16 protein-coding genes are annotated in these 16939 nt (G+C 42.3%); 11 read left to right on the top strand and 5 right to left on the bottom strand.

The annotated features are described in order from the left end of the window. Positions 1 to 10 precede the first annotated feature (10 nt). From CHA01nite_RS10550 to CHA01nite_RS10540, 3 genes are all read left to right on the top strand, one after another. Complete coding sequence (locus CHA01nite_RS10550; protein ID WP_146941279.1) at positions 11 to 1369, top strand: AAA family ATPase; 1359 nt, start codon at positions 11 to 13, stop codon at positions 1367 to 1369. A gap of 409 nt (positions 1370 to 1778) precedes the next feature. Beyond that, positions 1779 to 2891: a peptide chain release factor 2 gene (gene prfB / locus CHA01nite_RS10545; protein WP_146941278.1), complete on the top strand. Its 1113-nt coding sequence runs from the start codon at positions 1779 to 1781 to the stop codon at positions 2889 to 2891. Positions 2892 to 2976: 85 nt separating this feature from the next. After that, entirely contained in the window at positions 2977 to 3684 is a 708-nt protein-coding gene (locus CHA01nite_RS10540) for a DedA family protein (protein ID WP_146941277.1), read from the top strand. 482 nt (positions 3685 to 4166) lie between these two features. Here CHA01nite_RS10540 and CHA01nite_RS10535 read toward each other — a convergent pair whose 3' ends face one another. After that, on the bottom strand, positions 4167 to 5396 hold the full coding sequence (locus CHA01nite_RS10535) for a site-specific integrase (protein WP_146941276.1): 1230 nt from the start codon (positions 5394 to 5396) through the stop codon (positions 4167 to 4169). A 400-nt stretch (positions 5397 to 5796) separates the two neighbouring features. On the opposite strand from CHA01nite_RS10535, the gene CHA01nite_RS10530 reads away from it, so the two are divergent. The 5 genes from CHA01nite_RS10530 to CHA01nite_RS10510 are packed head-to-tail and all read left to right on the top strand — an operon-like array spanning position 5797 to position 10544. Continuing rightward, positions 5797 to 7488, top strand: coding sequence for a fibrinogen-like YCDxxxxGGGW domain-containing protein (locus CHA01nite_RS10530; protein WP_228458396.1), 1692 nt, complete (start codon positions 5797 to 5799; stop codon positions 7486 to 7488). Between the two features lie 31 nt (positions 7489 to 7519). After that, positions 7520 to 9226, top strand: a complete 1707-nt coding sequence (locus CHA01nite_RS10525) for a fibrinogen-like YCDxxxxGGGW domain-containing protein (RefSeq protein ID WP_146941275.1) — start codon at positions 7520 to 7522, stop codon at positions 9224 to 9226. Further along, positions 9214 to 9759: a peroxiredoxin family protein gene (locus CHA01nite_RS10520; protein WP_146941274.1), complete on the top strand. Its 546-nt coding sequence runs from the start codon at positions 9214 to 9216 to the stop codon at positions 9757 to 9759. The genes CHA01nite_RS10525 and CHA01nite_RS10520 overlap by 13 nt, the downstream gene beginning before the upstream one ends. A 58-nt stretch (positions 9760 to 9817) precedes the next feature. After that, complete coding sequence (locus CHA01nite_RS10515; RefSeq protein ID WP_146941273.1) at positions 9818 to 10240, top strand: helix-turn-helix domain-containing protein; 423 nt, start codon at positions 9818 to 9820, stop codon at positions 10238 to 10240. Between the two features lie 22 nt (positions 10241 to 10262). Next, positions 10263 to 10544, top strand: coding sequence for a helix-turn-helix domain-containing protein (locus CHA01nite_RS10510; RefSeq protein WP_228458395.1), 282 nt, complete (start codon positions 10263 to 10265; stop codon positions 10542 to 10544). A 126-nt stretch (positions 10545 to 10670) separates the two neighbouring features. Here the strand turns inward: CHA01nite_RS10510 and CHA01nite_RS10505 are convergent, their stop codons facing one another. Beyond that, positions 10671 to 11543, bottom strand: a complete 873-nt coding sequence (locus CHA01nite_RS10505) for an alpha/beta hydrolase (RefSeq protein WP_146941271.1) — start codon at positions 11541 to 11543, stop codon at positions 10671 to 10673. 284 nt (positions 11544 to 11827) lie between these two features. On the opposite strand from CHA01nite_RS10505, the gene CHA01nite_RS10500 reads away from it, so the two are divergent. The 3 genes from CHA01nite_RS10500 (at position 11828) to CHA01nite_RS10490 (ending at position 14250) form a co-directional block, all read left to right on the top strand. Continuing rightward, positions 11828 to 12172 carry a GIY-YIG nuclease family protein gene (locus CHA01nite_RS10500; RefSeq protein ID WP_146941270.1) on the top strand — a complete coding sequence of 115 codons (345 nt, stop codon included), beginning with the start codon at positions 11828 to 11830 and terminating at the stop codon, positions 12170 to 12172. A gap of 196 nt (positions 12173 to 12368) precedes the next feature. Then, positions 12369 to 13262, top strand: a complete 894-nt coding sequence (locus CHA01nite_RS10495; RefSeq protein WP_146941269.1) for a DUF808 domain-containing protein — start codon at positions 12369 to 12371, stop codon at positions 13260 to 13262. Positions 13263 to 13326: 64 nt separating this feature from the next. Further along, on the top strand, positions 13327 to 14250 hold the full coding sequence (locus CHA01nite_RS10490; RefSeq protein ID WP_146941268.1) for an acyltransferase family protein: 924 nt from the start codon (positions 13327 to 13329) through the stop codon (positions 14248 to 14250). Between the two features lie 154 nt (positions 14251 to 14404). Here the strand turns inward: CHA01nite_RS10490 and CHA01nite_RS10485 are convergent, their stop codons facing one another. From CHA01nite_RS10485 to CHA01nite_RS10475, 3 genes are all read right to left on the bottom strand, one after another. After that, the gene (locus tag CHA01nite_RS10485) at positions 14405 to 14755 is read right to left on the bottom strand and encodes a prevent-host-death protein (RefSeq protein WP_146941267.1); all 351 of its coding nucleotides are present in this window, start codon (positions 14753 to 14755) and stop codon (positions 14405 to 14407) included. Positions 14756 to 14873: 118 nt separating this feature from the next. Beyond that, positions 14874 to 15989 carry a molecular chaperone DnaJ gene (gene dnaJ / locus CHA01nite_RS10480; RefSeq protein ID WP_146941266.1) on the bottom strand — a complete coding sequence of 372 codons (1116 nt, stop codon included), beginning with the start codon at positions 15987 to 15989 and terminating at the stop codon, positions 14874 to 14876. 76 nt (positions 15990 to 16065) lie between these two features. After that, the gene (locus tag CHA01nite_RS10475; protein WP_146941265.1) at positions 16066 to 16602 is read right to left on the bottom strand and encodes a nucleotide exchange factor GrpE; all 537 of its coding nucleotides are present in this window, start codon (positions 16600 to 16602) and stop codon (positions 16066 to 16068) included. Positions 16603 to 16939 lie beyond the last annotated feature (337 nt).

Genomic DNA, 16939 nt, shown 5'->3' with positions numbered 1-16939 from the left:
ATCGGGAATTATGAAGTTAATTGAACTGGCCGGGGAACTGAATGTATCGGCCGAAGCGATAAAGCAATTCATTCAGGATTTTGATCTCGACCTTACGGATTGCATCCACACCAATTTTGAAGTAAAAAAGGATTTTGAAAAGTTTGCCCGCGAAAATGCCGAATTTTTAAGGCGTTACGAAAAAGATCTGGATAAAACCAAAACCCTGGAACAGATTGCGGAAACCATCAAGCAACCGAAAGAGAAAATCGAACAGGCGATCAAAGAAAAAGATCCCAACATTTTCGACAACGGCTTTTTCAGGTCTTCGGTTTCAAGCTATGGAATCGATAATCAGTTAGGCGGTAACTATCAGTTTGTCTATGATTATTTCGGCCACAAAACCAGTCTTCAGAAAAGGGATTTCATCGGCTACCGGGATTTGTTTTTTTACATTTCAGAAGTGCTGGAGCCTTTCCTTAATCCGCAGCAGATCAAAGACTGGGGCATCAACAGGCCGGCGGGGATCATCCTGTACGGCCCTCCCGGCAGCGGCAAGATTTTCTGGGCCAATAAGATTGCAGAGATCATCGGCTATCAGTTTAAAGAAGTAAAAAAGCATGCTCTCGGGACTTCTTACGTAGATGGGAGTCAGACCGATTTCAATGATTTCCTGGTTACGGTGATGAAGGAAGACAAAATCTTATTGTTTATGGAGGATTTTGATGAGATCATGATGCCCAGGAAAGCGGAAAACCGGGTGGCCTCATGCAACCTGGAAGCCCAGGAAACGATCCTGCACCACATCTCAAGATTTGAGCAGGAAAGACTTCTGATGATAGGTTCTGCAAAATCCGTCTCTGATATCGATGAGGAAATTACCGCTCCCGGACGGTTTGACGTGATGGTTCCGGTTTTCCCTCCCAATGCTGGAGAACGGGCAGAGATCATCCTGTATGCCATAACGAAAAACCTCGAAAAAGACTCTCTTCTGTTTAAAATCCTTAAAAACAACAAAGCCGATCAGATTCCTTTCTGGACCGGCGTTTCTGCAAAGATGAAAGTCTTCAGCAACACCATGCTGATCGATTTTACCCAAAGCCTGAAAAAAAGGATCAAAAACCTTTACCGGAAAACCCGAAACGAAAACCTGGAAATAGACCAGAACCTTCTGAATGGAGCTTTGCGGGATGCAGCCGGAAAGCTGACGGGAGAATACCTCGATCAGATTGCGGTTTTCCTGAAAGATGTAACCGTCAACAATTTCGACCAGTTCCAGTTGCGGATCAAAGAACTCAAAAAAGAAGTGGATACCTACCGCGCCGTGGAAGAGCCGCGCCGGATCATCGGATTCCATCACAATGAAGAAGAGGGCGGAAGCCAGGGGTGATGGTGAATGGTGAATTTTGCTCCGCAAGTGAATGGTCAATTGTGAGCTTACACTACTGTGAATTTACATTACGAATAATATTGGAAAATCGCTAAGGCGCAAAACTTTTGAATACTTCATGCTGTAAGGCGCCAGGATTTCATCTCTGATAAAATTGCATACTGCTGATTTTGTAAAGCATGAAATTTAAAGTTAATATTCGGGGTGTCGAAATTTGACAGCGTCAGATTCCTTGCGCCTTTCAGCAGCAGCAACATGATTCAGTTTTCTTGCGTCTTGTGCAATTCAACAACTATACAGGCATTATAATCCAACCAACAGTACCGGACCTCTGCATTTTAATCCCAAACCGACAAGATACGGCAATAACGGAATAAAAATTTCTTATTTTTGCAGGAAATAAGAAATCGTGATCAACAACGACCAGATAAAAGAAATCCAATCAAGGATTGACGACCTCCATAAATATCTTCAGATCGACAAGAAGAAGATTGAAATTGCCAATGACGATGAAAAAACGGCTGCACCCGAATTCTGGGACAATCCCAAAACGGCGGAGGCCTTCCTGAAGCAGCTCCGTTCCAAGAAAAAATGGGTGGAAGCCTATGATGAAATCAATACCCGGTTTGAAGACCTGCAGGTCCTGGTGGAATTTGCAAAGGAAGATCCTGATTCCGAAAAGGAACTGGATGCCACCTTTCCTCAGTTGGTGGAAAAAATCGAAGACCTGGAATTCAAAAACATGCTTTCCAACGAAGGGGACGAACTTTCGGCAGTGCTTCAGATTACAGCCGGAGCCGGAGGAACGGAAAGTTGCGACTGGGCTTCCATGCTGATGAGGATGTATACAATGTGGGCGGAAAAGCAGGGTTATAAAATCCGTGAACTCAATTTCCAGGAAGGCGATGTAGCCGGTGTGAAAACCGTAACCCTGGAAATAGAAGGAGAGTTTGCCTTTGGCTACCTGAGAGGTGAAAACGGCGTTCACCGGTTGGTAAGGATTTCCCCTTTCGATTCCAATGCCAAGCGACATACCAGTTTCGTATCGGTATATGTTTATCCTCTGGTGGATGATACCATTGAGATCAACATCAATCCGGCCGATATTTCATTTGAGACGATGCGGTCTTCCGGAGCGGGGGGACAGAACGTCAACAAGGTGGAAACGGCGGTCCGTCTCCGTCACGCCCCGACAGGAATCATCATTGAAAACTCCGAATCCCGTTCACAGCTTCAGAATAAGGAAAAAGCGATGCAGTTGCTCCGTTCAAGATTATATGAAATGGAACTGGAAGAACGGCTGAAAGCCCGTAATGAAATTGAAGCCAACAAAATGAAAATCGAGTGGGGCAGCCAGATCAGGAATTACGTTATGCATCCTTACAAACTGGTAAAAGATGTACGCTCCGGCTTTGAAACTTCGGATGTGGATTCTGTAATGAACGGAAATCTTACGCCTTTCCTGAAAGCCTTCCTGATGGCCGATGGAACGGCTGTTTCAGACGACGATATGGACTTATAAAAGGTATTTTTAAATTTCGTTAAAATCTTACAATATATTTCCTTTTGACGTTTATTAATCCTATTTTTGTTGCTTATCAAAAGGTATGGAAGATTACAACAATTGGAAAGATTTATTAAATCCCGAGTTCTACATCAAACTGGGTGGGTTTTGGCTGATCCTGTTTATTATTTTTGCCGAGACCGGTCTTTTTATAGGATTTTTTTTACCGGGAGATTCGTTGCTTTTCGTTTCGGGAATTTATTCGATCGATATTATCGAGGCGACTTTCGGTTCTACCGGAAGTGATTTCCTGGACACATTTATCCTGGCTTCATCCGTAGCTTTGGCAGCCATTGTCGGCAATGAGGTGGGCTATTATTTCGGAAGAAAAGCAGGTTCTGCCCTGTATAAGAAACCGGACAACTGGCTCTTCAAGAAGAAATATCTTTATCAGGCCCACGATTTTTTCGAGAAAAACGGTGCCCTGGCGGTTATTATGGCCAGGTTTTTACCGGTAGTCCGTACCTTTACCCCGATTGTAGCAGGGATTGTGAAAATGGATAAAAGAGATTTCTTAAGAGACAACGTCATCGGTGCGGTGCTCTGGTCTTTTCTGCTGATTTTTGCCGGGCATTACCTGGACAAGCTGTTCATCGACCAGTTCGGAATCGACCTGAAGAAAAAGCTGGAACTTATTATCATCGTTATTGTTCTGATAACCACCGTTCCGATTATCATTAAATTTTTATTCGGCAAAAAACAGGATTTTTCGAAATATGAAAACCACAATTTCGATGAGGACGAAAAATAACAATTACAAATAATAAATATAGAATAGCCTGCTCTTTGGAGCGGGTTATTTTTTGCGGTACCAATAAATTTGTTCTGATCAACCGGTCCGGCTGCTCCGGTCTTTAATTAACCCTAAATCGATCGCCTTCAGTTTGCATTTATTTGTTTGATTGATTGGGTAGATTAAGGCTAATTAAGTCCGGATTTTAAATAAAATTCCTTTTGGCAGAACGATGGAATGTTCACGCTGCTGTCAGGATTTATCCTGTCCTGTAATAAGCCGTCCCTTCGGAACCTTAAGACAGTATAAATCAGAGTTTGGTTTAAAAATAAACCAAGATTCTTTTATTCAGGATTAAATAAGAACTTCCTCTGATAAAATGACAAAAGATTTAGTTTGATGATTAAGGCCTCCGGACCTATCTTTGACCGGTGAGACTTCAGGCATCCAGCTTCCCTCTTCCAGCCTTTCAGCTCGGTTCTTCTTCGGGTTCACGTTAGTCAAGCCCCTTCCGCATAAATTTTCTCAAAATAATTTCCCAGGCTGATCACCCTGGCATGGTTGACCGGATTAATGTAATTCAGGAACATCTGCTCGGTGCTGTGGCCGGTGGCCTGCATCAGAAGCGGAGTAGGGATCTTGCCGTAGAAATTCGAGGCGAAGCTCCTTCTTCCGATATGGCTGCTGATGTTCTGCCATTTCTCCGTGTCAAGTTCCCTGCTGCGGAACCCGATTCTTTTCCGGATCTTTACCGGAGTGTCAATCCGGGCAATAGCTGCTACTTCCTTGATCTGTTCATTATAGCTACCCGGATCCAGAGGCTTGGGAAAGCCGTTTCCGTACCGCCCCATAATCTTCAGGACAATCGGGTGAAGGGGTAAAACAATTTCTTTATGTGTTTTCTGCTGAATGAAGGAAATACACTTTTTCCCGTCTATGGTAATGATCTGGCTGCTGCCGAATTTCATGAAATCCGAGATCCGCTGTCCGGTATAACAGCTGATGACCAGCCAGTCCTTGGCCTGCTGCAGTCTCCTGGGCGTCCTGGCCTGCTTGATTTTCTTTATCTCTTTTTCATCCAGGATCAGTACTTTTCTCTGTACTTTTGATCTGGGTATCTCTATCTGTCGGACATGGGTTCTGATCCCTTTTGTTTCGGCAAAATTCAGGATGGTTTTAATAAACTCTGCGCTTCTGTTGAGTGTACTTTCGGTATATTGCTCTTCTCTCCCGAAAGCATAGAAACTCCTGATAAAAAAGCTGTCGATGTCTTCCGGAAGAATCCGCCGGCAAAGATAGCCTTCAAACTTTTCCATCAAACGCATAAAAACCTGGTAGCGGCGGAAAGTGGAAAGGCTTACCGAGTTTTTCTTTAATTCCAGATAATCATTCATCAGAGAAAGGAAATGACCGTCAGTAAAGCTTGTATTCTCTTCAAATCCTAGTTTTCTGATCGCTGCCGAAATGGTTTTAAGGGAAAGATCCGGTTTTTCCTGAAGAAGTTCTGCAATTCTGATCTTAATGGTATTGAGAGCTGCATAAAGCCTTTTGTATTTTTTACAATAGATGTTTAAGGGGCGTTGCTTCTCTTGATCCCATTCTTCTTTGGCGATAAAAAGACCTAGCGGAAGTTTACAGATTTTATTTCCGGAAACAGAAGCGGTGTAGGAGATATAAATCCGGTGTCCGGATCCGGATGCTTTTTTAGATAAAAAAAAAGAAAAAACCATAGTATAAGATTAAATATTCTTGAAAATAATATCAAAAATAATACAAATAATTAGTCTTTCTTAGACTAATGTTGCAAAGATATAAATTAATTTTAATTGCCCAAATAGATACCTGTAAATTATTGTCAGTTAAATATTTGTAACAATATATTAAAATCCGGAATTAAAAATATATTTTATAACATATGCTCACGATGGGATAATGATTATAAAAATATAAATAACTCTTTTATTTAATCAGTTCAATTATAATATCATAAGACTTCAGATTAGTCTAAGAAAGACTAATGATAAAAAGACAATATGAAAGTAAATGAAAACGATTCTGTCAGAACATCGATCTCCCTCTTCTACAGATGCATTTAGAAAAATTAATTTATACCATAAATTTTTACAATCAATGAAAAAAAACTTATTTATTGCTGCTGCGTTTACCTGTTCGGCAGCTATGTATTCCCAGGTGGGAATCAACACCAATAACCCGCAGGCAATCTTTCATGTGGATGGAGGAAAAGACAATCCGGCAACCGGTGTACCTACAACGGCACAGCAAAGCAATGATTTTGTGGTGACTTCTACGGGTGCTACGGGAATCGCCACCATTGCCCCTACAAATAAACTGCATGTTGTGGCTGCCTCCAATCCTCTGCGCCTGAACGGACTCGTTAATGCACAAAAAACGGACTCCCTACTTACCGTAGATGCCTCTACCGGAGTCGTAAGGATGAGAAGCATCAATTCCATTTCCGGAAGTTCCTCCAGCACCTGTAATCCGGGTATAAAATCAGGGACTATCTCCCACAACCAGCCTTATGGATGTTCAGGATATGATCCCGGAGTATTCACCTCATCGGCGGCAGATCCCGGAATCGGCGGAAGCATAGCTTATACCTGGCAGCAGAGTACCGACGGGGGAACGACATGGACAGCAGCATCCGGCACCAACAATGTGCAGAATTATGATCCTCCCGCTTTAACCATTCCTACCAAATACCGCAGGGCAGCGGCCAATTATTGTGGCGTAGTGTATACCAATACGGTAGATATTGCCATAGACGGAGCTAGTTCTGGAATTGTAGCTACCCCATGCGCTCTTGCTCCGGGTGAAAGCACCTCGCTGTCGATAGGGCTGTTTACCGGATCTTCCGTTATCAGCTGGTCGGTATCTCCTTCTACAGGGATGACTTTCAGCAGTACGAATACGACCACTACAACACTGACAGCCTCTTCAGGTGCTGCCGTCGGATCTTATACGGTAACAGCTACGATAACCAGCCCGGGATGCGGAAACAAATCCTTTACGAAAACCATCACCGTGGTTCCGGCGGGAGTAAACGTAGGGAATCTGAAAACTTCCTGTAAAGAGATCCTGGATTCGGGATTATCCACAGGAAACGGAACCTATTGGATTGATCCGGACGGAAGCGGAAACGCCTATTGTGCCGAACAGGTATACTGTAACATGACCGATAACGGCGGCGGATGGACCCTGATCCTGAAATCGATGAACAACAACAGCGATTTTAAATACAATTCAGGACTTTGGGCTTCAGGAGCCGTATTTAATACTTCCGATTTTGATCTTACCAATTCCAGTACGGCAAATGCATTGTATAAACCATATAATTATTTATCTGCAAAAGATTTCTGGGTAGATTTTGTGACAACGCCTGATCTTACCCCTTTTACAGTACCTACAGCCGGAACGCCAAAGACACTGGCTAACGCAACACTGAATGCCAATATTGCTAATCAGTATCTTAATCAGGCCTGTCAGAATAATGGAATCAACAGTACCTACTTTACGCCTGCAAATGCTTATACAATTGAAAAAGGAGGATCCGGGAACGGAATAAATCTGGGATCCAGTGTTATTTCCATAAGATTTGGAGTAATGACAAATAACGAAAACAATGAGATTTTTAATACTTCCGATTCAGGAATTGGTATCGGAATAGCGAATATTCAGCAGAGCTCAGCCGGAAATATATCATCCGGTAACAGCACATGCTTAGATTGTATACAAAGCTGCAGTATTTACACGGGGACAAACGGAAATGGTTTTTACAAAGCGATCCTTTGGGCCAGATAATTCATCTTATTAATCTATAATTAAATAATTCATGAATAATAAATTAATAATTTGTACCCTGATCTTTGTAGGGGTGAATATATATTCTCAGGTTGGAATCAATACAAAAAATCCGCAGGGAACCTTTCATGTAGATGCGGGAAAGGATAATCCTGCAACCGGTATCCCTACCACTTTGCAGCAGAATAATGATTTTGTAATCACTTCGGCAGGAAATGTAGGGGTAGGTACTGTAAATCCTTCCAATAAGCTTCATGTGGTTGCTCCGGCCAATCCTTTAAAGATTAACGGATTAATCAATGCACAGAAAACTGACTCTTTACTTACTGTTGATGCCTCTACAGGTGTCGTACGGATGAGGAGCATCAGTTCCATTTCCGGAAATTCATCCGGCGGCTGTAATCCCGATCTTAAGCCGGGAGTAATATCCCACAATCAGCCTTATGGCTGTGCGGGATATGATCCCGGAGTGTTTACATCCTCGGCGGCAGATCCCGGACTTGGCGGCACGGTTGTCTATACCTGGCAGCAGAGTACAGACGGAGGAACTACATGGACAGCGGCCCCGGGCACAAATAATATCCAGAATTATGATCCTCCTTCTTTAACCATTCCTACAAAATACCGCAGGGCTGCAGCCAATTACTGCGGAGCAGTGTACAGCAATACCGTAGACATCGCCATTGATGGTGCCGTTTCAGGAATTGTTGCCAACCCGTGCGCCATCGCGCCGGGAGAAAGTACATCGCTTTCTTTGGGATTATATACCGGGTCATCGGTCATCAGCTGGTCGGTATCTCCATCTGCAGGAATGACTTTCAGCAGTACCAATACACCATCCACTACCTTAACGGCATCCCCGGGTGCAGCTATTGGTTCGTATACCGTTTCCGCAACTTTCAGCAGTGCTTCCTGCGGAACCAAGACTTTTACCAAAACCATTACGGTAGTTCCGGCGGGCGTAAATATCGGAAACCTGAAATCTTCCTGTAAAGAGATCCTGGATTCGGGATTATCTACCGGGAACGGCACCTACTGGATCGATCCGGACGGAAGCGGAAACGCTTACTGTGCCGAGCAGGTATACTGTAACATGACCGATAACGGCGGCGGATGGACTTTAATCCTGAAATCAATGAACAACAACAGCGATTTCCAATACAGTTCGGGAATCTGGTCTTCAGGGGCTGTATTCAATGCTTCCGATTTTGATATTACCAATGCCAGCACTGCCAACGCGCTGTATCCGGCATACAACTATCTTACGGCAAAAGATTTCTGGGTAGATTTTGTGACAACGCCTGACCTTACCCCTTTCACCGTACCTACGGCAGGAACTCCTAAAGCACTGGCCAATTCAACAATCAATTCGAATGTTGCCAATCAGTACCTAAACCAGCCCTGCACCGTAAATGGTGTTCCCTCGACTTATTATTCGCCGGGAAATGCTTATACCTGGTTAACGGGAGCCATGGCCAACGGTATAAATATAGGAACCGCCAACTTCGGTGCCGCACGTTTTGGAACTGTTCTGAATAATGAGACTTATGAAGTATTCAATACGGCAGATTTCGGTATTGGTATCGGCGTTAAAGGTGTTCCCAGTGCTGCCTGGGGTTCGGGAAATTCAATCGGCCAAAGCTATGGTACAGGTACACCAAGCGGAAATAATTGCCTGCCCCAGTTAACGGGTACGAATCCCGGAGGTTTTTATAAAGCGGTCCTTTGGGCAAGGTAATGATCTACAGGCTCTTTATTTTACTGATCGCATTCTGTTCTACAGTTTCCGGACAATCCGGAAACTGCGGAGCAGACTTTCTGCAGAAGGAAATGGAAATCAGAAAATCGGATTTTTCACAGATGTACAGACCGGGAAACCGGATGGAGGATCACGATTTTGGTAATTTCCGTCTTTATGATTTCAAATCTGAGCACATCCTTATTTTTTTCTGGAAAACGGACTGTCCGTTCTGCAAAAAGCTGCTTGCTGAAATCCGGTTGATCTTACAGAAAAACGGCAGCAAAAAAGTGCAGGTCATCGGGATTTGCCTTGATGACAACAGGAGCAACTGGGAAAAGCATGCCTTTGTAACATCAGAGATTTACCCTAATCTCAGAAATGTATACGCGGAAAACGGCTATTTCAGCAGTGTGGCAATACAGTATCATATTTATGCAACACCTTCGATGATTCTTTTGAATAGCGACCACCAGTTCCTGAAATTGCCCAGGAATCAGGATGAATTGAGAAGAATGTTCCACTGCGATTAAGAATTACGAATACATTCTTTTTTCTTTTAATTAATATACACAAATGCTTATTATATAAATGGACTTCAAAAAAATTCATATCGGAAGTCTCATACAAAAAAGAGTTGCGGAAAGCGGGATTGAAATATCCCGCATCTGCAATTTCATGAAATGTTCCGAAGAAGAAATTAATGGAATTTACCGGTCTGAAGCGATCGGTACAAATGAGCTTTTAAAATGGAGTAAGCTCTTGGAATATGATTTTTTCCGGATCTATACTCAGCACATGATTTTATATTCGCCTCCTTCCTCACAAAAGAAAGACTCAAAGAAGAAAACAGAACTTCCCTTATTCCGGAAAAATATTTACAGTAGAGAGATGATCGATTTTATCCGTGAACTTATCAGTACCGGAGCGAAAACGAAAGCAGAAGTTATTAAAAGATACGGCATCCCGAAGACTACCCTCTATAAATGGCTAAGCAAACATGAAAATACCTGATTACCGAAGAATATACCGGGATATGATCCGGATAAAATACCCTGAAAAAGCTGGTCTGTGCCATGCTATCCTCAGTAAAGACACACTGGAACGGATGGATGTTATCCGTCTGAATACGATTATTACCGGAAGTGCTAACGGAGAAAACATCCGGTATAACCAGAAACTGAAATCCTATGATAAAAGGACGATTCTCCGGATACTGGATTACCAGAAGAAGCACCGGCTGAACAATACTCAACTGGCTGCCCACTTCAGTCTCAGCCGGAATTCGGTTACCAAATGGAAAAAGCTGTTCCCGTAACTCCCGATACCGGACAATTTAAACGATTATGATAATTTTAGCGGACTTTAATCCGCTTTTTTCATGAACAGGGTAAATGGTTTCAGCCGGCTTTTAAACCGGTTTGTATTTTTGGGGAGATACCGATCATTTAAGGATCCATTCCAGGATATTCGGATAAATGATGCTGTCCCTTTTCCTTTTGCTGAAAAACCTTGGTGCGTGGCCGGTTCTTTCCATGTAAATGAATTTATGAACAATATTCCGGGCAGCCAGGGCCGAGTCCAATGCCAGTCCCTGTTTCCGATTGACGAGAAAATCCCGGTTACCCTGAAAAAGCAGGGTAGGGACATGGGTAACATTGGCAATAGGGCTTGCCTTTTTAAATTCTTCAGACAGTTTTTTACGGTCGAATTTCGTACCCACAACCTTCTGGATCGTCGGCGATGAATATTTCGAATAAAACGAATTCAGATATTCCGGGGAGTAAAAATCGGTCGGGCCACTTAGAGAGATAATCTTCTTTACACGGTCCGGGTTCTGATAGCCATAAAGTAATGCTAAATGACCGCCGGCACTTTCGCCTAAAAGAACATAGTTATCCGGTTGCAGCTCGGCCTTTTCAGCCAGTGAATTAAACTTTACCAGAGCAGAACCGATATCTTCCAGCTGTTCACGGTAAGTGATTCCCTTTGCTTTGGAAACCAGCCGGTAATTCATATTGATGCTGGGAATATGATTCGCAAAAAGCATCTTCTGGATCTGGATCATGTGTTCCTTTTTTCCCATAGTCCAGCCTCCGCCATGGATGAGCAATACCACCGGGCTGTTTACGGGATATCCCGACGGAAGGAAAACATCCATCTTCTGTCTTTTGTGCTCACCGTATTTCAGGTTATAAATCTTCTGTTCGTTATCCGTTCCCACCCACACTTTAAATTTCCGCGTATTGCATGAATTTACTACCAGAACAATCAGTCCTAAAACAAAAAAATGGTAATTCAGAATCCGCTTTTTCATTATTTAAAGGTAAGAAAAATTAATAGAAGATTCTATTTAGCAGGCGCTTTCTTTACTGCTTACTTCAGGATGATTTCCTGTCTGTATTTCTTGTTGTTTTACTGGATGTATGAAAATCCTTCGAGAGCCTCAGGATGACCTAACGCTAATACTAACTTGAAATATGTTCCGTTGACTTGCACAGAACAACCATTTCAATTCAATCAAAAATGCACATGCGCACTGTCAGGCTGAGGTTCTCGAAGCCTTTTTGCAAATATTCGTATCTTTAACTAAAATACAATATGAAAAGATACTATGTCTACATTCTCAAATGTTCTGATAATTCCTATTACACCGGTGTTACCAATGATATCGAAAAAAGAATGCAATATCATATAGCAGGTGTGAATCCTGATTCATATACATATTCAAGAAGACCTGTTGAATTGGTCTTTCATACAGAATTCAATGATGTAAATCAAGCCATCGTATTTGAAAAGCAGGTGAAAGGATGGAGCAGAAAAAAGAAAGAAGCTATTATGAATGATGAATGGGAAAAGCTGCCAAACCTATCAAAAGAAAAAAGCCGAATAGATGATACTGGCCTTGTAATCCTTCGAGAGCCGGATGACATAATACTAATCTAATTATAAGCTGTCAGGCTGAGGTTCTCGAAGCCTTCCAAACTACTCTTCCAGTCCATGAACCAATAACCCGGCCTATTTAATCAACGGTGTATTCTTTGCTAAGTATAATGCTGAAATTAATACCGGCGCATGCGGAAAACCGAATTAAATAATTAATTTTGCGCTTTAACAATTATTAAAAAAATATTAAAATACTATGGCATCTGGTTTTTTTGCGATCCTGGACGATATCGGGGCATTGATGGACGATGTGGCGGTGACGAGTAAAGTAGCCACTCAGAAAACAGCGGGCATCCTGGGAGATGATCTTGCGGTAAATGCTGAAAAAGCAACAGGTTTCTTATCGTCAAGAGAACTTCCTGTCCTGTGGGCGATTACCAAAGGTTCATTCATCAATAAACTCATCATCCTCCCGATCGTATTCCTGCTGAACTGGCTTTATGCTCCTGCCATTAACTATGTGCTGATTCTGGGGGGACTGTATCTTTCCTTTGAAGGGGTAGAGAAAATTATAGAGTATCTTTTCCACCGCGACAAAAAAGGACATGAAGTAGAAGAGGAAGTAAAAGAACAAAGCCCGGAAGAGTTGGAAAAATCAAAAATAAAATCGGCCATTACCACCGATTTTATTTTATCCATTGAAATTGTAATTATTGCATTGGGCACGGTACTCGAAGAAAGCCATCCTTTTATTACGCAAATCCTCGTAACCACGTTGGTTGCCTTCATTGCCACGGTAGGCGTATACGGAATTGTAGCCCTGATCGTAAGAATGGATGATGCCGGATTTAAGCTGATCAAAAGAAGCAATGATAAAGGATTCTTCGGAAAACTCGGGCATCTGCTGGTAAAGGCATTACCGATCGTGATCAAAGCATTAGGGGTTATCGGAACCGTTGCCCTGATTATGGTTGCCGGCGGAATCTTTGCCCACCGCATCGATTATTTCCACCACCTCTTCCCGGACTGGTCTTCCAGTGAAATCCTCACCAAACTGAAAGAAATCATACTTGGTCTTGCAGGAGGAATTTTAGGCGTGATTCTGTTTACCCTGGGAAAAGGAGCTGTTTCGTTAGTGAAAAGTAAATAATTTAATCTTACCTTTGAAATATACAAAAGCTTATGAGTAAATCGTAAGCTTTTTTTGATCATCCATGAGAAATTTATCGATCGATATTTTAAAAATTGTGCTGGCCTCTTTTGTGGTCTGCCTGCATCTGCATATTCTTCGGGATACTTATCCCTCCCTGAGCTATGTGCTGGTCAACGGACTTTTCAGGATCGGGGTTCCGGTATTCCTGATCATTTCCGGATATTTCTTTTTCTATGTGAATGATCCTGCCAAGCTGAAAAAATGGTCTTTCCGGATCTTTTTACTGTATGCCATCTGGTCGGTGATCTACATTCCTTTATGGAAAAAAGATGATGGGTATGTAATGAATCTTATTTTTGGTTACCATCATTTATGGTATCTCATCGGTACTTTATTGGCCGGACTGCTTTTGTATGTGCTGCGGAATATTCCTGCTCAGAAGCTGTTTTTAATTTTAATATCCTGTTTTTGCTGCGGCTATGTGATCCAATATCTCGGGAACGCACATTGCTTCAAAGGGGATACGGATGCGGTATTCAATTTGTTTCCTGCCTATCGGAATTTTCTGTTTGTCTGCTTTCCGTTTCTCGGGATCGGTTTTTTAATTAAAAAACTGGGAATTGATACAAAACGGAAGCCTTCGTTAATAATAGTTTTGCTCTCTGCCGGAACGGTGATAGGAGAGGCTTTTCTGAATGAAAAAATATTTCATCTGCAGAAAAAAGAGAGTATCGACCTGCTGTTTTCATTGTTGATTGCCTGTCCTCTCATGTTTCTATACTGTAAAAATATAACGGCGAAAACAGATTCCAGAATCCTGGCAAGCATTTCAACCGCCATTTACCTGATTCACCCGCTGGTTATCGAATGGGTATATAAATCCGGTTACTTTACTTCTTGGCAGGATCTTGTTTTTATCGTGGTTTTAATGGCTGCCAGCCTTATTCTGGTATTCCTCAACCGCAGGCTGAGATATCTCCTGTAAACAGATATTCCGGATTCATACCTGCAAGGTTCAAAAAAGATTTTAAGATTTGTGAGAATCTGAAAAGTCCCCATAGTTTCGTAAGGGCAGCACAAAATAAAAGAGACCGTCCGGCAATCCGGACAGCCTGTTTTATACGGTAATCAATTAATAATTAGTTTAAATCGTAATTCATAATCACCAGTCTCAGAATAAAGTGAACCAGATCCTGTTCGGCTTCATTTCGGTTGATCAGATGATTGCGGTATTCGTATGATCCTAATACTTTTATAAGTCTCATATACGTTTCAAGATCGGCATCTTTGATTTTTACTCTGGTATTCCCGTCTTTTCGCTGAACAAGTACATCATCCAAGGTTCTTATCTTAAATAAAACCTCACATGATTTCGGAACACGACCGAAATATCGCTCTACGATATTTACTTTGAATGCATCGAAAAAAATCGTGTTAAAAACAAGATTTGGGGTAGAGTCTGGTGTACGGAGTTGAAGCTTGTAATTCATGTGAAATTTGCATTAGCGTCTATAGCGCAGATATTTTTAATTTAATGATTGGTCTATTGTCAGTCAGTAATGAATGTGAAAAAAGAGACCTACAAAAAATAAGCCTCTTTCAAATATTTTAATTGAATAAATCTTTTACTTTATCAAAAAACGTTTTTTCTTTTCCGGATGGTTCTGCTACCATTTCACCGCTGCTCATCTGCTTCTCGAAGAAATCGGTCTGTTCCTTCGTCAGTTTCTGCGGTGTCCAGACATTGATGTGGATGAACATATCGCCTTTTCCGTAACTGTCGATGCTCGGCAGTCCTTTCCCGGCTAATCTCAGGATTTTTCCGGATTGGGTACCTGCATCAATGGTTATTTTTACTTTTCCGCCGACGGTCGGTACTTCTTTTTTAGTGCCCAGTGCCGCTTCTGCGAAAGAAATATACAGTTCCTGGTGAAGGTTGTCGCCTTCTCTTTTGATCACTTTATCCACTTCCTCTTCAATGATCACCAGAAGATCTCCCGGAATTCCCCCGAACGGAGCATCATTTCCTTTTCCTCTCACGTTCAGCTGGATGCCGTCTCTGGCTCCTGCCGGTATATTGATGGTTACTTCCTCTTCATCTTTTATAAGACCCTGTGCATTGGCCCCGGCAGGGATTTTATCGGCTACTTTACCGATTCCCTGACAGGTTCCGCAGGTCGTCTGCGTCTGCATCTGTCCGAACATGGTATTCATTACTTTCAGCTGGACTCCGGTTCCGTTACAGGTAGGGCAGGTCTTTGAAGTGGCTCCTTCCGCCAGCTTCATTTTTTTTACTTTAATGGTTTTCTGGGTACCGTTCACCATCTCGTCGAGGTTCAGCCTGATTCTGATTCTTAAATTGGAACCTTTTACCTGCTGACGGCCGCCGCCGCCGCCGAATCCTCCGAAACCGCCGCCGAAGATATCACCGAACTGGCTGAAAATATCTTCCATATTCATTCCGCCGCCTCCGAATCCGCCTCCGAATCCGCCGTTTCCACCCATTCCTGCATGGCCAAACTGATCGTATCGGGCTCTTTTCTGCTCGTCGCTCAGCACTTCATATGCTTCCGCTGCTTCTTTGAATTTATCTTCAGCATCTTTATCGCCCGGGTTTTTATCCGGGTGATACTTAATGGCCATCTTACGGTAGGCTTTTTTTATCTCGTCGGCTGAAGCAGATTTGCTGATCTCCAGAACCTCGTAATAATCTCTTTTTGACATCTTTATATATGAGTAATTAGTAATGAATAATGAGTAATATCAAAATTGCTTATTACTCCTTACTTATGGCTGTTTTTTAATTTCCGGTGACTACTTTTGCAAAACGGATCACCTTTTCGCCCAGGGTATATCCTGTTTCAATAACATCTACAATTTTTCCCTTCAGGTCCTCGGACGGTGCAGGAATCTGGGTGATGGCTTCATGGAAATCCACGTTAAAGCTGTCTCCGGCTCTTACTTCCATCGCTTTTAATCCCTTTTCGGTAAGTTTGTTTTTGAATTTATTGTAGATCAGTTCCACCCCCTGAAGGTCTGTGGCGTTGCCGTTTTTGGCAATTTCCTTAATGGCTCTTTCAAAATCATCCAGCACCCCCAGCATTGAGATCATCATGTCCTGATTTGCATATTGAAAGAACTCCATCTTTTCTTTGGAGGTTCTTTTTTTATAGTTTTCGAATTCGGCGTATAATCTGATGTACCGGTCTTTTTCTTCTGCCAAAAGTTCCTCTGCAGTCGGTTTTACTGTCACATTTTCCTCCGTTGCCGCTTCATTCTGGATCGTCGTATCTTCCTGATTGTTGATGCTTTCTTCGTTAATATCCTGGTTTTCCATAATTCAATCTTTATTTTCCTTTTTATTCACAAACATTCTGCCAAAGAAAAAAGCATGACATTTCGTCAGATTATGGGTATATAGTGAATACTGCATAGTCAATAGGCTATAATTAACGGTGGATTTTGCCCGGCAAGTGAATTGTGAATGGTCAGTTTTATACCGCAGATAAGTGTCGGAAAAACGCAGGGCCGCAAAAGGTTTTTAATGCTTTCATCCAGTAATCCGCGAGGATTTTATTTTTTAATAAAATCAGGGATAGCCCGGAATCGTCTGCATTTAAAGAATCTAATTTCCCGCAGATCTTGCAGATAGAAAGTCTAAAAGAACTTAACCC

The sequence above is a fragment of the Chryseobacterium hagamense genome (genome assembly GCF_007991455.1).
GTDB lineage: Bacteria > Bacteroidota > Bacteroidia > Flavobacteriales > Weeksellaceae > Chryseobacterium > Chryseobacterium hagamense.
Note: the sequence above shows the minus strand (reverse complement) of the source record. Positions and strands in the feature narration are given on the sequence as shown.